Origin of the sequence: Paracidovorax citrulli (genome assembly GCF_900100305.1) — a bacterium.
Lineage (GTDB): Bacteria > Pseudomonadota > Gammaproteobacteria > Burkholderiales > Burkholderiaceae_C > Paracidovorax > Paracidovorax citrulli.
In genome coordinates, this window is record NZ_FNEY01000046.1 from 15,074 (window position 1) to 28,801 (window position 13,728).

15 protein-coding genes, 1 tRNA gene and 1 pseudogene are annotated in these 13,728 nt (G+C 70.8%); 11 read left to right on the forward strand and 6 right to left on the reverse strand.

The window, feature by feature from the left end:
- Positions 1 to 74: 74 nt before the first annotated feature.
- The 3 genes from BLR99_RS20915 (at position 75) to BLR99_RS20925 (ending at position 3,013) form a co-directional block, all read left to right on the forward strand.
- Complete coding sequence (locus BLR99_RS20915; RefSeq protein ID WP_011796817.1) at positions 75 to 821, forward strand: PepSY domain-containing protein; 747 nt, start codon at positions 75 to 77, stop codon at positions 819 to 821.
- Positions 821 to 1,495 carry a response regulator transcription factor gene (locus tag BLR99_RS20920; protein ID WP_011796816.1) on the forward strand — a complete coding sequence of 225 codons (675 nt, stop codon included), beginning with the start codon at positions 821 to 823 and terminating at the stop codon, positions 1,493 to 1,495. The genes BLR99_RS20915 and BLR99_RS20920 overlap by 1 nt, the downstream gene beginning before the upstream one ends.
- Positions 1,496 to 1,588: 93 nt before the next feature.
- On the forward strand, positions 1,589 to 3,013 hold the full coding sequence (locus tag BLR99_RS20925; RefSeq protein ID WP_048857346.1) for a sensor histidine kinase: 1,425 nt from the start codon (positions 1,589 to 1,591) through the stop codon (positions 3,011 to 3,013).
- On the opposite strand, the gene BLR99_RS20930 is transcribed toward BLR99_RS20925, so the two are convergent.
- The 5 genes and pseudogenes from BLR99_RS20930 to radC form a co-directional block, all read right to left on the reverse strand.
- Entirely contained in the window at positions 3,010 to 3,690 is a 681-nt protein-coding gene (locus BLR99_RS20930; protein WP_011796814.1) for a Smr/MutS family protein, read from the reverse strand. The genes BLR99_RS20925 and BLR99_RS20930 overlap by 4 nt on opposite strands.
- A gap of 85 nt (positions 3,691 to 3,775) precedes the next feature.
- Complete coding sequence (locus tag BLR99_RS20935; protein ID WP_017439674.1) at positions 3,776 to 4,183, reverse strand: cupin domain-containing protein; 408 nt, start codon at positions 4,181 to 4,183, stop codon at positions 3,776 to 3,778.
- A 148-nt stretch (positions 4,184 to 4,331) separates the two neighbouring features.
- Positions 4,332 to 4,487 (reverse strand): annotated as a pseudogene (locus BLR99_RS20940) (AraC family ligand binding domain-containing protein); the annotation flags it as partial.
- Positions 4,484 to 5,656 (reverse strand): esterase-like activity of phytase family protein, encoded by a 1,173-nt coding sequence (locus BLR99_RS20945; RefSeq protein WP_170838072.1) that lies wholly within the window; start codon positions 5,654 to 5,656, stop codon positions 4,484 to 4,486. The gene BLR99_RS20945 and the pseudogene BLR99_RS20940, both read right to left, overlap by 4 nt.
- 53 nt (positions 5,657 to 5,709) lie before the next feature.
- Complete coding sequence (gene radC, locus BLR99_RS20950) at positions 5,710 to 6,423, reverse strand: RadC family protein (RefSeq protein ID WP_046060768.1); 714 nt, start codon at positions 6,421 to 6,423, stop codon at positions 5,710 to 5,712.
- A gap of 109 nt (positions 6,424 to 6,532) precedes the next feature.
- Here radC and BLR99_RS20955 point away from each other — a divergent pair, with 109 nt between their 5' ends.
- The 3 genes from BLR99_RS20955 (at position 6,533) to BLR99_RS20965 (ending at position 9,476) form a co-directional block, all read left to right on the forward strand.
- Positions 6,533 to 7,000 carry an FKBP-type peptidyl-prolyl cis-trans isomerase gene (locus tag BLR99_RS20955; RefSeq protein WP_011796810.1) on the forward strand — a complete coding sequence of 156 codons (468 nt, stop codon included), beginning with the start codon at positions 6,533 to 6,535 and terminating at the stop codon, positions 6,998 to 7,000.
- A gap of 4 nt (positions 7,001 to 7,004) precedes the next feature.
- Positions 7,005 to 8,003 (forward strand): 4-hydroxy-3-methylbut-2-enyl diphosphate reductase, encoded by a 999-nt coding sequence (ispH, locus tag BLR99_RS20960; protein WP_011796809.1) that lies wholly within the window; start codon positions 7,005 to 7,007, stop codon positions 8,001 to 8,003.
- A 147-nt stretch (positions 8,004 to 8,150) separates the two neighbouring features.
- On the forward strand, positions 8,151 to 9,476 hold the full coding sequence (locus tag BLR99_RS20965) for a hemolysin family protein (protein WP_011796808.1): 1,326 nt from the start codon (positions 8,151 to 8,153) through the stop codon (positions 9,474 to 9,476).
- 4 nt (positions 9,477 to 9,480) lie between these two features.
- Here the strand turns inward: BLR99_RS20965 and BLR99_RS20970 are convergent, their stop codons facing one another.
- A complete protein-coding gene (locus BLR99_RS20970) occupies positions 9,481 to 10,155 on the reverse strand; it encodes a CBS domain-containing protein (RefSeq protein ID WP_011796807.1) in 675 nt (224 codons plus the stop codon).
- A gap of 148 nt (positions 10,156 to 10,303) precedes the next feature.
- Here BLR99_RS20970 and BLR99_RS20975 point away from each other — a divergent pair, with 148 nt between their 5' ends.
- From BLR99_RS20975 to BLR99_RS20995, 5 genes are all read left to right on the forward strand, one after another.
- Positions 10,304 to 11,245 (forward strand): threonine/serine dehydratase, encoded by a 942-nt coding sequence (locus tag BLR99_RS20975; protein WP_048857343.1) that lies wholly within the window; start codon positions 10,304 to 10,306, stop codon positions 11,243 to 11,245.
- Between the two features lie 46 nt (positions 11,246 to 11,291).
- Positions 11,292 to 12,611, forward strand: a complete 1,320-nt coding sequence (gene serS / locus BLR99_RS20980; RefSeq protein ID WP_011796805.1) for a serine--tRNA ligase — start codon at positions 11,292 to 11,294, stop codon at positions 12,609 to 12,611.
- 76 nt (positions 12,612 to 12,687) lie between these two features.
- Positions 12,688 to 13,104: a VOC family protein gene (locus BLR99_RS20985; protein WP_048857344.1), complete on the forward strand. Its 417-nt coding sequence runs from the start codon at positions 12,688 to 12,690 to the stop codon at positions 13,102 to 13,104.
- Positions 13,105 to 13,199: 95 nt separating this feature from the next.
- A tRNA-Ser gene (locus BLR99_RS20990) sits at positions 13,200 to 13,289 on the forward strand.
- 179 nt (positions 13,290 to 13,468) lie between these two features.
- A partial coding sequence (locus BLR99_RS20995) for a transposase (RefSeq protein WP_139160195.1) occupies positions 13,469 to 13,728 on the forward strand: 260 nt, incomplete at its 3' end.

Sequence of the window (13,728 nt, forward strand, 5' to 3'; positions counted from 1 at the left end):
TGTGCCCCGGTCCTTAAATCCACCATGAAGCGCCCGTTCACGTGCCGTTTAAGGCAGTCCGCAATAATCGCGCGATGCCACGTCTGACACTGCGCGCCTTGTTGCGGACCGCCGCCCTTGCCGCGGCGGCGCTCGCGTGCGTGCCGGGCGGGCCGGTGTCCGCGGCCGAACAGGACGCGGCGCGGCGCGGAGTGCTCAGCGGCCAGCTCAAGCCCCTCAACAGCATCATCGCGGACATCGGCCGCCAGTACGGGGGGCGCGTCATCGAGGTGGAAAGCAAGCGCGGGCGCAAGGGCGAGCTGCGCTACGAGATCACGGTCATCGACGCCCGGGGCGAGAAGCACGAGGTGCTGGTGGACGCCGCCTCCGGCGCGGTCGTCGCGCAGGAGCGTGAATGGGCGACGCAGCCCGTCCCGCTGGCGCAGATGGCCCGCTACATCCGCCAGCTGGAGCAGAAGTACGGCACGCGCGTGGTGAATGCCGAGTTCGAGCGCGACGGCCAGGGCAAGGCGGTGTACGAGGTCAAGCTCTCGGAACGGCCTGCCGGCGAAATGAAGCTGCTGCTGGACGTGCGCACGGGCGAGGTGCTGCATCCCCCCGTGCCCGCCGCCGCGCAGGTCGCGCCGAAATCCATGGCCGTGGTGCTCGAGTCGCTGCGGCCGAAATTCTCCGGACTGGTGCTGGAGGTGGAGCTGGAGACCGACCACCGCCGCCGCCCCTACTACAGTGTCGAACTGCAGCAGCCCAACGGCTTCAAGCTGGAACTGGAAGTGGATGCCGCCACCCTGGAGGTGACGCGGCAGAAGGTGGACGACGACTGATGCGCGTACTGGTGGTGGAAGACGATGAGGCGCTGGCGCGGCAATTGCGCGAGGCCCTCGAGGCCGCGGGCTTCGCGGTGGACGTGGAGCACGACGGCGAGGCCGCGTCCTTCGCGGGCAGCGTGGAGGCCTACAGCGCCGCGGTGCTGGACCTGGGCCTGCCGCTCAAGGACGGCCTGAGCGTGCTGCACGACTGGCGCGAGGCCGGCCGCGGCTGGCCCGTGCTGGTGCTCACCGCCCGCAACCGCTGGAGCGACAAGCTCGCCGGCTTCAATGCGGGAGCCGACGACTACCTGACCAAGCCGTTCCTGATGGACGAGGTGGTGCTGCGGCTGCGGGCCATGCTGCGCCGCGCGGCCGGGGCCGCCGCCGCGGTGCTGCGCGCGGGGCCGCTGGAGTACGACGCGGTGCAGGGCCGGTTCTCGCTGCACGGGCAGGCACTGCAGCTCACCGCGCAGGAGCACAAGATCCTGGCGTACTTCATCCACCACCCGGGCAAACTGCTCACGCGCACCGACATCACCGAGCACGTATATGCGCGCGATCTGGATCCGGACTCCAATACGCTGGACGTGCTGATCAGCCGCATCCGCCGCAAGCTCGGCGGTGCGCCGCAACTGCTGACCGAGCGTGGCCAGGGATTCCGGCTCGTGTCTTCCGATGCGCCGGGCTGAGGCATCGTGGGGCCCGCCATGACGCAGGGCGAAGGCCCCGCCCGGGGGGCGGAAGCCGCGCCGCCGGCTGCTCCGGTGCCGCCGGCGCGGGGCATGTCCGCATGGGCGCTGCGGGTCGCCCAGTGGCCCATGGCCACGCGCATCGCATTGCTGGTGCTGATCCCCATGCTGCTGCTGGTGTGCGCGGGCGGGTCGTGGCTGCGCGGCCAGATGCACCGCAGCCTGATGGACAGCTTCGAGCAGGTGCTGCGGGACAAGGCCCAGCGCGTGGGGGCGCGACTGCAACTGGGCCCCGGCGGCACGCTCCGCGAGGCTGCGGGCGGGGCGGACGAATTCAGCGCCATCTATGCCGGCTGGTACTGGCGGGCCGAGGCGGGCCGCGAAGTGCTGCGCTCGCGCTCGCTGTGGGACATGGACCGCCTGCCCACCGATGACCGTCCCGCGGCCGGATCGGCCGTGCTGCACCCCGCCACGGGCCCCCGGCAGGAGCCGCTGCTGGCGCTCACGGTGCCCGTCGCCCTGGGCCAGCCTGCCGCTGCGGTGGCGCTGACGGTGTTCGGCCCGGCGGAGCAGTTGCAGAGCAGCGTGCGACAGATCGACCGCAACCTCGTGCTGGCCGGTTCGGTGCTTCTGGCCCTGGCCGGCGTGCTGGCCTGGCTGCAGGTGCGCGTGGGGCTGGCGCCGCTGCGCCGGCTGGAAGCGCTGCTCGCAACGCTGCGGGAGCCGCAGGGCGCCGGGGCCGGCGTGGCGGAACACCTGGCGGCCCCCACGGGGCGGGATCTGCAGCCCCTGCAGAACGAACTGGCCGGATTGCTGGCGCACAACGCGCACGTGGTGGCCCGCGCGCGGGCCCATGCGGTGGACCTGAACCATGCCCTCAAGAAGCCCCTGGCGCTGCTGAACGCGCAGGCCAGCGCGCAGCCGCAGGTGGCCAGCAGCGAAGTGCGCCGCCAGGTGGAGGCCATGGCGCAACTCGTGGACCGCTACCAGGGACGCACGTTGAGCGATGCCCTGCATGCCCATCCCGGCGCGGGTGCGTCGGCGGTCGATGTGCGCGAGTGCGTGGCCCAGGTGCTGCGGATGATGCAGCGCCTGCATGCCGCGCAGGAGCTGGACTGGACGCTGGAGGACCGCGCCACGGGCCCGGTGCGGTGGCGCGGGGAGCGCGCGGACCTGGAGGAGGTGCTGGGCAACCTGCTGGACAACGCCGGCAAATGGGCCGCCTCCCGGGTGCGGCTCACGCTGTCGGCCGAACCCGCCGCCGGGCTCGGCCGCCTGGAACTGGACGTGGAGGACGACGGTCCCGGCATGACGCCGGAACAATTGCAGGCCGCGGGCCAGCGCGGTGTGCGGTTCGACGAGTCGATCCAGGGCAGCGGCCTGGGACTGGCGATCACGGGCCAGATCGCGCAGGCCTATGGCGGCCGGCTGGCGCTCTATCACAGCGCTGACCTCCGGGGGCTGGGCGTGCGGCTGGAAATGCGGGGCCTGATCCCGCCCGGGGCCGGGGCCCGCTAGCCGGCAGGCCAGCGGGCCGTTGCGGTGCGCTGGCGTCCCGGCTGCAGCAGCACGACCAGCGCGCCGGCGCCTCCTTCCGCGGGGCGTGCCTGCACGAAGGCCAGGACCTCTTTTTTCTGGACCAGCCAGCGCTGCACGCGGCCCTTGAGCACGGGCGTCCTGCCGGGCGAGCCCAGGCCCTTGCCGTGCACCACCCGCACGCAGCGCAGGCCGGTGCGGTGGGCCAGCCGGATGAATTCCCCCAGGGCTTCGCGTGCCTCGTCGGTGCGCAGGCCGTGCAGATCGAGCTGGCGCTGGATGCTCCAGTGTCCGGCGCGCAGCCGGTGCGTCACGTCGGTGCCGATGCCGGGACGCCGGAAGCTGAGCTGGTCGTCCACGTCCAGCAGCGTGCTCACGTCGAACTCGTCGCTGATCGATTCATGGAGCACGCGCTCCTCGTCGAGTTCGCGCTGCACGGGCTGCGGCTCGGGGGGCTCGGGCACATGCCAGCGGCGCTCCTGCGTGCCGCGCAGGGCCTGCACCGGACCGACCGCGTCCTGGAAGAGCATGCGCTCGGCCCGCGCGCGGCGCGCGGCCTCCTGACGCTCGCGCAGCAGCCGGGCCTCGCGCTCGGCGGCCTCGGCCAGCGCCTTGCGCAGCGGTTGCAGATCCTGGAGGGAGCGGGCTTTCACGGTCATGGAATGCCGGTTGTATCCGATCTGCCCGCTCGCCCGCGGCGGCGGGCCGAGTAACCGGAAAAGCGGCGCGGGCCGGCTTGCACCCCTAGACCCGGATGTCATTGGGCGCCGTGCGTTCGCCGCCGGCGTCGCCCGTGTTGGCCACGCCGCGCGGCTCCACCAGCATCAGCCACACCTCGCCCTGCGCGCTGGGGCGGTGGGGCGTGCCCCGCGGCACGACGAGCATGTCCCCGGCCCGCAGGTGCACGGCCGTGTCCGGCAGGTCGATGCGCAGGTGCCCGCGCACCACGATGAAGGCTTCGTCGGTGCCGTCGTGCTGGTGCCAGATGAAATCGCCGTCGATCCTGGCGAGCTTGAACTGGTAGTCGTTCATCTCCGCCACGACCCGGGGCTGCCACAGGGTCTCGATGAGGGAGAACTTGTGCGCGAGGTCGATGGCGGCAGGGACCGGTTTCGGGGCGGCGGCGGTGTCGTGGGTGGAGGAGGGGATCATGGACTCGGGGCAGGTGATGGATACGGCGCCACAGCTTAGGCAGCGCTCCATCCGCCGTCTTGCACGATCGTGCAACCCGGCCGGCGGCTCCCGGAACAGGTTCTCAGCGCCTGTCCTGCATGCGGACCCAGCGCGCGGGCGGTACGCCGAAGGCCTGGACGCCCGACAGCGTGCGCCCGATGGCATAGGTATCGTGCCGGTGCGGCGCGTAGCCATGGCCCTGGAAGTACGCTTCGATGCAGGGGATGCGCGCGATGTCGCCCGCCTGCCGGACCCAGTCGCGGGGGGAGGGGTGTCGCGTCATGGCGAAGCGTCCGGCTGCAGGTACTCCGCCGCGATGAACTGCGTGGCCTGGGCCGGGTTGAAGTTGTCGTCGCTCACGAACACGATCACGCGGCCGCCGCCGGGCAGGGGCGGTCCCCAGGCCATGCCCTCGAGGTTGTCCACGGCATCCAGGCCCGGGCCCGGCATGTCGGCCACGAGGGTCTTGGCGGCCGGGACGTGGTTGCCGGGCTCCAGCCGTTCGAGCGCCAGCGTATCGGTGGCGCTGCGGGTATCGATGCGGTAGAGGCGCGCGGAGAAGCCCGCTCCGGCGCTGTAGGCGCGCTCCAGCACCAGCAGGTGGCCGGGGCCGTCCGCCAGGATCTCGCTCACGCCGTTGAGCCGGGGGCCCCAGGGAATGCGCCGTTCGCGGGGCACGGCGTCCGGCACGTAGGCGATCTGCCGCAGCGCGCGCCCGCTGGCGAGGTCGAGGGCGGTGATGCGCAGCGGCCCGCCGGGCGCCTGCCGCGTGGGCAGCGGGCCGTCCTGGCGCCACGCGCCTTCCATGGCCAGCCATGCCGTGCGGCCGTCGGGAGACAAGGCCAGGCCTTCGAGCGTGCGGTTGGGGCGCGATCCGCGCCCGTCCCCGGGCTGCGGCTGGAAGCCCGGCGGCAGCGGGAATTCCCGCACGGCCGCCCCGTCGGCACGGCTCTCGCGCAGCGACGGGCCGAACCCCCGCGCGAAGTCGCCTTCGCTGGTCCAGAGCAGGGTTCGGCCGCCGGGCAGCCAGCGCACGGCCTCCGGATCGACGATCTCGCCGGCGGCCGGGCCGCCGCGGCGGGCCTCCAGCGCGGAAGGGAAGGGCGCGCCGCCCGGCTGGCGCAGCGTGAAGGCGCCGGTGAGCCGGGGCGTTTCCAGCGCGTCGGCGCGGTAGTGCAGGCTCGCGGTGTAGAAACGTGCCGGCTGGCGCGCGGAGCGGTCGTCGCTCAGCAGCACCCACCGGTCCTGTACGGGGTCGTAGTCGATGCCGGAAATCCCTCCCACCGTGCTGCCGAGGAACTCCATGGCGTGCGGGAGGCGGGCGGTGCCGATCCAGCGCAGGCGTGCAGGCGCTGCCGGGCGCGCCGGAACGACCGTGCCGGGTTCGCCGGCGCCGGCGTCCAGCCGCGGCGGCGGCGGCGCGGGAGGCGTCGGCGCGCACGCAGCGAGCATGGCGCCGAGAGCCAGCGCGGCGGCCAGCCGGGCCGGGGAGCGGTCCGCGGATGTCAGATCAGGCCTTCTTCCGCCATGGACAGCGAGGAGCCCGGCGCGACGATGATGTGGTCCAGCACCCGGACGTCCACGAGCCGCAGCGCGTCGGCCAGCGAGCGCGTCAGGGTTTCGTCCGCGCGGCTCGGCTGCACCTGGCCGCTGGGGTGGTTGTGCACCAGCACCACGGCGGCGGCATGGTGGTGCAGCGCGCGCACCACCACCTCGCGCGGATAGACGCTGGCCTGGGACAGCGTGCCGCGGAACATCTCCTCCATGGCGATGAGGCCGTTCTGGCTGTCCAGGAAGAGCACCGAGAACACCTCGTGCGGCTTGCCGCCCAGGTGCAGCTGCAGGTAGTCGCGCACGGCGCGCGGCGAGTGGAACAGGTCGCGCTTGGGCAGCGTCTGCGCCAGCATGCGGCGCGCCAGCTCCAGCACGGCCACGAGCGACGTGCGCTTGGCGGGGCCCAGTCCCTTGATGCGCTTGAGGGCGTCGGCATCGGCCTGCAGCAGGCCGCCGATGCCGCCGAACCCGCCGCGCAGCGCGCCGGTGGCCGGGTCGGGCAGCGCGGGCGAGAGCAGTTCCTGCGCCATCTGCATCACGCCCTTGCCCACGATGCCCGTGCGCAGGAGGATGGCCAGGAGTTCGGTATCGGAGAGGGAGGAGGGGCCGCGCGCCAGCAGTCGTTCGCGGGGGCGGGCTTCGATGGGCAGAGTCTTGAGAGCCATGGGGTTGCACAGAAGGAAGGACAATCGGGGCAGACACCGTGACCGCGGATGGGCGGCATGGATACTGGGTTTTTATACACCATCCGCAAGCTGACAGGCGCTTTTGTCCATGATTTCCAACGCTTTCCCTTCCGTGCCCACCGTGCAGCCCGGATCCTTCCTGACCCTGCACTACCGCCTGGCAGGCCCTTCGGGCGATGTCATCAACACGTTCGGCGACAAGCCGGCCACGCTGTCCCTGGGGGCCGGCGAGCTCTCGCCCGCGATGGAGCAGCGCCTGATCGGCCTCGCGGAAGGCACCCGCGCCACCTTCGAGCTGCCGGCCGGCGAGGCCTTCGGCGAGCGCAACCCCGAGATGCAGCAATGGGTGGCGCGCCGGCTGCTGGCCGAACTGGGCGACCCCGACGAGCAGTACACCCTGGGCGACGTGGTGCAGTTTCCCACGCCCGACGGCACCGGCAGCTATGCCGGCGTGGTGCTGGAGGTGCGGGGCGACGGCGCCGTGCGCTTCGACTTCAACCATCCGCTCGCGGGCCAGCCCGTCGTCTTCGAGGTGCAACTCATCGGAGTGCTTTGACGCCATGGCCATCCAACCCCAGGAAATCGTTCTCGCCGAGCCCCGCGGCTTCTGCGCGGGCGTGGACCGCGCGATCGAGATCGTCGAGCGGGCCCTGCAGAAGTTCGGCGCGCCGATCTACGTGCGCCACGAAATCGTGCACAACACCTACGTGGTGAACGACCTGAAGGCCAAGGGCGCGATCTTCATCGAGGACCTGGCCGATGTGCCGCCGGGCGCCACCCTGGTGTTCAGCGCGCACGGCGTCAGCAAGGCGGTGCAGGCCGAGGCCGAGGCGCGGGGGTTCAGCATCTTCGATGCGACCTGTCCCCTGGTCACGAAGGTGCATGTGGAGGTGGCCAAGCTCGCGAAGGAAGGCTACGAATTCATCATGATCGGCCACAAGGGCCATCCGGAGGTCGAGGGCACCATGGGGCAACTGGACCACGGCATCCACCTCGTGGAAGACGTGGAGGACGTGGCCCGCGTGCAGCCGTCGCAGACCGCGAAACTGGCCGTGGTCACGCAGACCACGCTGTCGGTGGACGACGCGGCCGAGATCACCGCCGCCGTGCGCGCGCGCTTCCCTCAGGTGCGCGAACCCAAGCAGCAGGACATCTGCTATGCCACCCAGAACCGCCAGGACGCGGTGAAGGTGCTGTCCGGGCAGGTGGATCTCGTCATCGTGGTGGGCAGCCCCACCAGCTCCAACAGCAACCGGCTGCGCGAACTGGCGGTGCGGCTGGGCACGCCCTCCTACATGGTGGACAGTGCCGACGAGCTGCGGCCGGAGTGGTTCGATGGCGCCGCCCGCGTCGGCCTCACGGCGGGCGCGTCGGCCCCCGAGGTGCTGGTGCGGCAGGTGATCGAACGCATACGGGCGCTGGGCGCGGTGTCGCTGCGCCGGATGGACGGCATCGAGGAGACCGTGAAGTTCCCGCTGCCCAAGGGCCTGAAGATCGACGCGGCCACCGGCCTGGAGATCTCCCAGCGCACGCCCGAGACGGGGGCGGGGCGGTCCTGAGCCGCATCCGCACGGCCCGTTCCGTGGCGCGAGCACGCCACGGCCGGGCCAAATCCCTACGCAGCCGGGCATTGAATCCCCCATCGCGGGTAGGACTTCTTACAATTTGAGTCCGATTCACTCCGAGGGAGCCTTCACTCCCTGTCTATGGAAATAGCAATACTTTTCGCCCTCATCCTTCTCAATGGCCTTTTTGCCATGTCCGAGCTGGCGCTGGTTTCCGCGCGCAAGACCCGGTTGCAGAAGCTGATCGATGAGGGCGATACCGGCGCCATCGCCGCCATGAAGCTCGGCGAAGACCCGACGCGCTTTCTCTCCACCATCCAGATCGGCATCACCTCGATCGGCGTGCTCAACGGCATTGTCGGCGAGGCCGCACTCGCCGCGCCGCTGGGCGAGTGGCTGCTGTCGTTGGGCATGCCCGAGAAGGCCGCCGGCTACACGGCGACGGGCCTGGTGGTGGTCTTCATCACCTATTTCTCCATCGTCGTGGGCGAACTGGTGCCCAAGCGCCTGGGCCAGAGCTATCCCGAGACGCTGGCGCGCCTGGTGGCCCGCCCCATCAACTGGCTGGCGCTCGCCACCAAGCCGTTCGTGCGGCTGCTGTCGGTGTCCACCCAGGCCCTGCTGCGGCTGCTGGGCGTGAAGGAGAACACCGCCAGCGCCGTGACCGAGGCCGAGATCCATGCCGTGCTGGCCGAGGGCACGAGCGCGGGCGTGATCGAATCCCACGAGCACCAGATGGTGCGCAACGTGTTCCGCCTGGACGACCGCCAGATCGGCTCCCTCATGGTGCCGCGCGCCGACGTGGTGGTGCTCGACGTGGAGGATTCCTTCGAGGAGAACCTGCAGCGCGTCGAGGCCTCCGACCACGGCCGCTTCCCGGTGGTGCGCGGCGGCATGGAGAACGTGCTGGGCGTGCTCAACGCCCGCCAGTGGCTGTCGCGCTCGCTGCGCGAGGACGTGCGAGACCTGGCCACCCAGCCGCTGCAGTCGGCCCTGTACGTGCCCGAGACCATCACCGGCATGGAGCTGCTCGACAACTTCCGCCAGTCCGACCTGCAGATGGCCTTCGTGATCGACGAATACGGCGAGGTGCAGGGCATCGTCACGCTGCGCGACCTCATCGAGGCGATCACCGGCGAATTCCACGCGCGCGATCCGGAAACCTCCTGGGCCGTGCAGCGCGAGGACGGCAGCTGGCTGCTCGACGGCCACATTCCCGTGCCGGAACTCAAGGACCGCCTGGGCCTGGACACCGTGCCCGAGGAAGAGCGCGGCCGCTACCACACGCTCAGCGGCATGGTGATGCTGCTGACCGGCAAGCTGCCCAAGGTGACCGACACCGTGCAGTGGGAGGAGTGGCAGTTCGAGGTGGTGGACATGGACGGCAAGACCATCGACAAGGTGCTCGCCAGCCCGCTGCCCTCGGTCGAGATCGCGCAGCCGCAGGGCGCGGCGATGGCCGACTGAGCCTTCAGCTCCAGAGGTCGAGCGGCGGGTCCGCCGCCACCGCGCGCAGGATGTCGGTGCGCGAGATGAAGCCGGCGAGCGTGCCGTATTCGTCCGTCACCGGCAGCCCCGGCAGGCCCGTGTCCAGCAGCACCCCCGCCACGCGGCGCAGTTCCGTGTCCGGGGCCACCGTGGGCACGGGGCTCACCATGACCTCCGACACCGGCCGGCGCGCGAGGTCGATCGCAGCCTTCACGCTGCCGGGCTCGGGCAGCAGGTCGAGCGGCGCCATGTCGGCGCGCAGCAGCAATCCCACCACGTGTCCCTGCGCGTCCACCACGGGTGCCTGCGCCACGTGGTACTCGGCCAGGGTCTGCCAGGCGTCGTTCACGCGCACGTCGGGCGGCACCGAGAGGGAGCCGGACGTCATGACGTCCCGCACGCGGGTCAGCGGCTGGCGCGCCTGCTGCGGCCCCTGCTCCGTCTGCGCGTAGGCGCTCACGGCCACCTGCGCCCGCAGGTTGACCGGGGCCGCCGGCGCGGCGTCCTGGGCCGGCAATTCCGGTGCGCGCTCGGACACGTCCGGCCCGCGGGTGCGCAGCGCCTGCGGCCGCTGTACCCGGCGCACGGGCGATACCTGGCCCAGCTGCTCGGGGCCGCCGCGGTACATCTGGCCCGAGGGGCCGAACACGAAGAACATGGGACGCATCTCCTGCTGAATGCCGGCCGCATCGCGCGGCCCGTGCCATGTTATCGGCACCCGGCGCCGAAGGTGTGCATACACTGTCAGGTTTCGCCTCCGAAACCCGGGGCGCCGTTCCACCCGCATTTCTCCTGGTGTCCGCTTCATGATCGACCGTTCCGCCATTGCCTCCGCGCGGCAGCGCCTGACCGCCCATCCCGACTTCCTCCGCACCACGCCGCTCATGCGCCTTTCCGGACGCTCGGCGGGCCTGGGCTGCGCGGAGGTCTGGCTCAAGCTGGAGCACCTGCAGGTGGGCGGCAGCTTCAAGGCCCGCGGCATGCTCAACCGCCTGCTGGCCCAGCCGCTGCCCGACAGCGGCGTGATCGTGGCCTCGGGCGGCAATGCCGGCATCGCCACCGCCGCCGCCGCGCGCTCGCTGGGCACGCGCTGCGAGGTGTTCGTGCCCGAGGTATCGCCCGAGGCCAAGCGTGCGCGCCTGCGCGCCCTGGGGGCGCAGGTCGTCGTGGCCGGGCCGACCTACGCCGAGGCGCTGCAGGCCTGCCTGGAGCGCCAGCGCGAGACCGGCGCGCTGCTCACCCACGCCTACGACCAGCCCGAAGTGGTGGCCGGTGCCGGCACCCTGGCGCTGGAGATGGAAGAGCAGGCCCGGCGCCTGCCCGACAGCGTGCTCGTGAGCGTGGGCGGCGGCGGCCTGATCGGCGGCATCGCCGCCTGGTGCGAGGGCCGCGCCCGCGTGGTCGCCCTGGAACCCGAGGGGGCGCCCACGCTGCACGGCGCGCGGGCCGCGGGCATGCCCGTGGACGTGGCGGTGGGCGGCATCGCGGCCGATTCGCTCGGCGCCAAGCGCATCGGCGACATCGCCTGGCAGGTGTCGCAGCGCCATGTGCAGGAGTCGCTGCTGGTGTCCGACGACGCCATCCGCGCGGCGCAGCAATGGCTGTGGCACGAACTCAAGCTGGCGGTGGAGCCGGCGGTGGCGCTGGGCATCGCGGCCCTGCAGAGCGGCGTGTACCGCCCCCGGCCCGACGAGACCGTGGGCCTGGTGCTCTGCGGCGCCAACTGCGACCCGGCCACCGTGGCCTGAGAACCCGGGCCCGCCGGGCGGGGGCGGGGCCGTAAAATCGCCGGCTATGCTCGACATCCTCCTCCTCCGCAAAGACCTCGATTCCGCCATCGCGCGGCTGGAAACCCGCAAGAAGCCCCAGGCTTTCCTCCAGGTGGAGGCCTTCCAGTCCCTCGAGTCCGAGCGCAAGACGCTGCAGACGCGCACCGAGGAACTGCAGTCGCGCCGCAACCAGCTCTCCAAGCAGGTCGGCCAGCTCAAGGCCAGGGGCGAGAACGCCGATGCCGTGATGGCCGAAGTGGGCGGCCTGAAGGCCGAGCTGGAGAATTCCGCCGCCCGCCTGGAGCAGATCCAGGCCGAGCTGCACACGCTGCTCGTGGCCGTGCCCAACCTGCCGCACGAGAGCGTGCCCGTGGGCAGCGACGAATCCGGCAACGTGGAAGTGCGCCGCTGGAGCCCGGACGGGCAGGATCCGAAGCCGCTCGGCTTCCCCGCGAAAGACCATGTGGACCTGGGCGAGCCCCTGGGCCTGGATTTCGACATGGGCGTGAAGCTCTCGGGCTCGCGCTTCACCGTGATGAAGGGGCCGATCGCCCGCCTGCACCGCGCGCTCGCCCAGTTCATGCTGGACGTGCAGACGCGCGAGCACGGCTACACCGAGTGCTACGTGCCCTACGTGGTGAACGCCGACTCGCTGCGCGGCACGGGCCAGCTGCCCAAGTTCGAGGGCGACCTGTTCGCCGCGAAGAAGGGCGGCCAGGACGGCGAGCCCGTGCCCGACAACGCGGCGCTCTACCTGATCCCGACCAGCGAGGTGCCGCTCACGAACTTCGTGCGCGACCAGGTCGTGCCCGAATCCGAACTGCCCATCCGCCTCACGGCCCACACCCCGTGCTTCCGCTCCGAGGCCGGCAGCTACGGCCGCGACACGCGCGGCATGATCCGCCAGCACCAGTTCGACAAGGTCGAGATGGTGCAGATCACCCACCCGGACCGCAGCTACGAGGCCCTGGAAGAGATGACCGGCCATGCCGAAGCCGTGCTGCAGAAGCTCGGCCTGCCGTACCGCGTCATGTCGCTCTGCACGGGCGACATGGGCTTCGGCGCCGCCAAGACCTACGACCTGGAGGTGTGGCTGCCCGCGCAGAACACCTACCGCGAGATCAGCTCCGTGAGCAACTGCGAGGCCTTCCAGGCGCGCCGCCTGCAGGCGCGCTTCAAGAACGCCCAGGGCAAGAACGAACTCGTGCACACCCTGAACGGCTCGGGCCTCGCCGTGGGCCGCACGCTGGTGGCGGTGCTGGAGAACTACCAGCAGGCCGACGGCAGCGTGGCGGTGCCGGAAGCCCTGCGGCCGTACCTGGGCGGGGACAGCGTCTTGCGGTAAGCCGCGTCGCCCGGCGGGCGCGAAGGCGATGGTTTAATGCGATGCTGATCCCGGCCCGCTCTCTGGCAACACACCCATGCGCAGCATCTTCCACCTGGCCTACAACGTTCGCGACCTGGACGAAGCCCGACGCTTCTACGGACAGGTCCTCGGCTGCGCCGAAGGGCGCAGCACCGACACCTGGGTCGATTTCGACTTTTTCGGCCACCAGCTGTCCCTGCACCTGGGCGCGCCATTCGCCACGGCGCGCACAGGCCATGTGGGCCATGTCCTGGTGCCGATGCCCCACCTGGGCCTGGTGCTGGAGCTGCCTGACTGGCAGGCCATGGCGGATCGCCTCCAGGCCGCAGGCACGGCATTCGTGCTGGAGCCGCAGGTTCGCTTCGAAGGCCAGCCCGGCGAGCAATGGACGATGTTCTTCATGGACCCCTTCGGCAATCCCATCGAGATGAAGGGCTTCCGCAGCCTCGACGATCTGTACAAGACCGCCTGAGTCGTCCCGTGCTGGGAAGATGGGGCGAACCGCATGCGTCGAGCGTTGTGCCTTGCAAACTTCCTGCTACAATCGCAGGCTTCGACACGAATGCAGGAGAGGTGGCAGAGTGGTCGAATGTACCTGACTCGAAATCAGGCGTAGTGGCAACACTACCGTGGGTTCGAATCCCACCCTCTCCGCCAGAATGGAAAAGCACTCCCCCGGGAGTGCTTTTTTTTCGCCTGTACACGGCCGGTGCGGATTTATTCCTGCGCGCTGCAGTGCGGGCAAGCCATGCGGGTGCCTTCGTTTTTCAGCTTCGGCCCTAGAGCGTGTTATGAACTTTGCTCCTCGGAGTGGAAGTCAAAGGTAGAGTCTGCGGATGCCCCGCAAGCCCTACCCGACGGATGTCAGCGATGAAGAATGGAGCTTCGCTGCGCCCTACTTGAGCCTGATGGACCAGCGCGCGCCCCAGCGCGAGCACGATCTGCGCGAAGTCTTCAACGCCCTGCGCTGGCTGGTGCGCGCAGGCGCGCCTTGGCGGATGCTGCCCAACGATCTACCTCCTTGGGAGGCGGTCTACCAGCAAACCCGACGCTGGCTGGAAGCGGGCTGCTTCGAGGCGATGGTGTCGGACCTGCG

What these genes read in the sequence shown, in the direction of transcription:
- BLR99_RS20915 (WP_011796817.1), top strand. Translation starts at nt 75, where the DNA reads ATGCCACGTCTGACACTGCGCGCCTTGTTGCGGACCGCCGCCCTTGCC.
- BLR99_RS20920 (WP_011796816.1), top strand. Translation starts at nt 821, where the DNA reads ATGCGCGTACTGGTGGTGGAAGACGATGAGGCGCTGGCGCGGCAATTG.
- BLR99_RS20925 (WP_048857346.1), top strand. Translation starts at nt 1,589, where the DNA reads ATGTCCGCATGGGCGCTGCGGGTCGCCCAGTGGCCCATGGCCACGCGC.
- BLR99_RS20930 (WP_011796814.1), bottom strand. Translation starts at nt 3,690, where the DNA reads ATGACCGTGAAAGCCCGCTCCCTCCAGGATCTGCAACCGCTGCGCAAG.
- BLR99_RS20935 (WP_017439674.1), bottom strand. Translation starts at nt 4,183, where the DNA reads ATGATCCCCTCCTCCACCCACGACACCGCCGCCGCCCCGAAACCGGTC.
- BLR99_RS20945 (WP_170838072.1), bottom strand. Translation starts at nt 5,656, where the DNA reads ATGCTCGCTGCGTGCGCGCCGACGCCTCCCGCGCCGCCGCCGCCGCGG.
- radC (WP_046060768.1), bottom strand. Translation starts at nt 6,423, where the DNA reads ATGGCTCTCAAGACTCTGCCCATCGAAGCCCGCCCCCGCGAACGACTG.
- BLR99_RS20955 (WP_011796810.1), top strand. Translation starts at nt 6,533, where the DNA reads ATGATTTCCAACGCTTTCCCTTCCGTGCCCACCGTGCAGCCCGGATCC.
- ispH (WP_011796809.1), top strand. Translation starts at nt 7,005, where the DNA reads ATGGCCATCCAACCCCAGGAAATCGTTCTCGCCGAGCCCCGCGGCTTC.
- BLR99_RS20965 (WP_011796808.1), top strand. Translation starts at nt 8,151, where the DNA reads ATGGAAATAGCAATACTTTTCGCCCTCATCCTTCTCAATGGCCTTTTT.
- BLR99_RS20970 (WP_011796807.1), bottom strand. Translation starts at nt 10,155, where the DNA reads ATGTTCTTCGTGTTCGGCCCCTCGGGCCAGATGTACCGCGGCGGCCCC.
- BLR99_RS20975 (WP_048857343.1), top strand. Translation starts at nt 10,304, where the DNA reads ATGATCGACCGTTCCGCCATTGCCTCCGCGCGGCAGCGCCTGACCGCC.
- serS (WP_011796805.1), top strand. Translation starts at nt 11,292, where the DNA reads ATGCTCGACATCCTCCTCCTCCGCAAAGACCTCGATTCCGCCATCGCG.
- BLR99_RS20985 (WP_048857344.1), top strand. Translation starts at nt 12,688, where the DNA reads ATGCGCAGCATCTTCCACCTGGCCTACAACGTTCGCGACCTGGACGAA.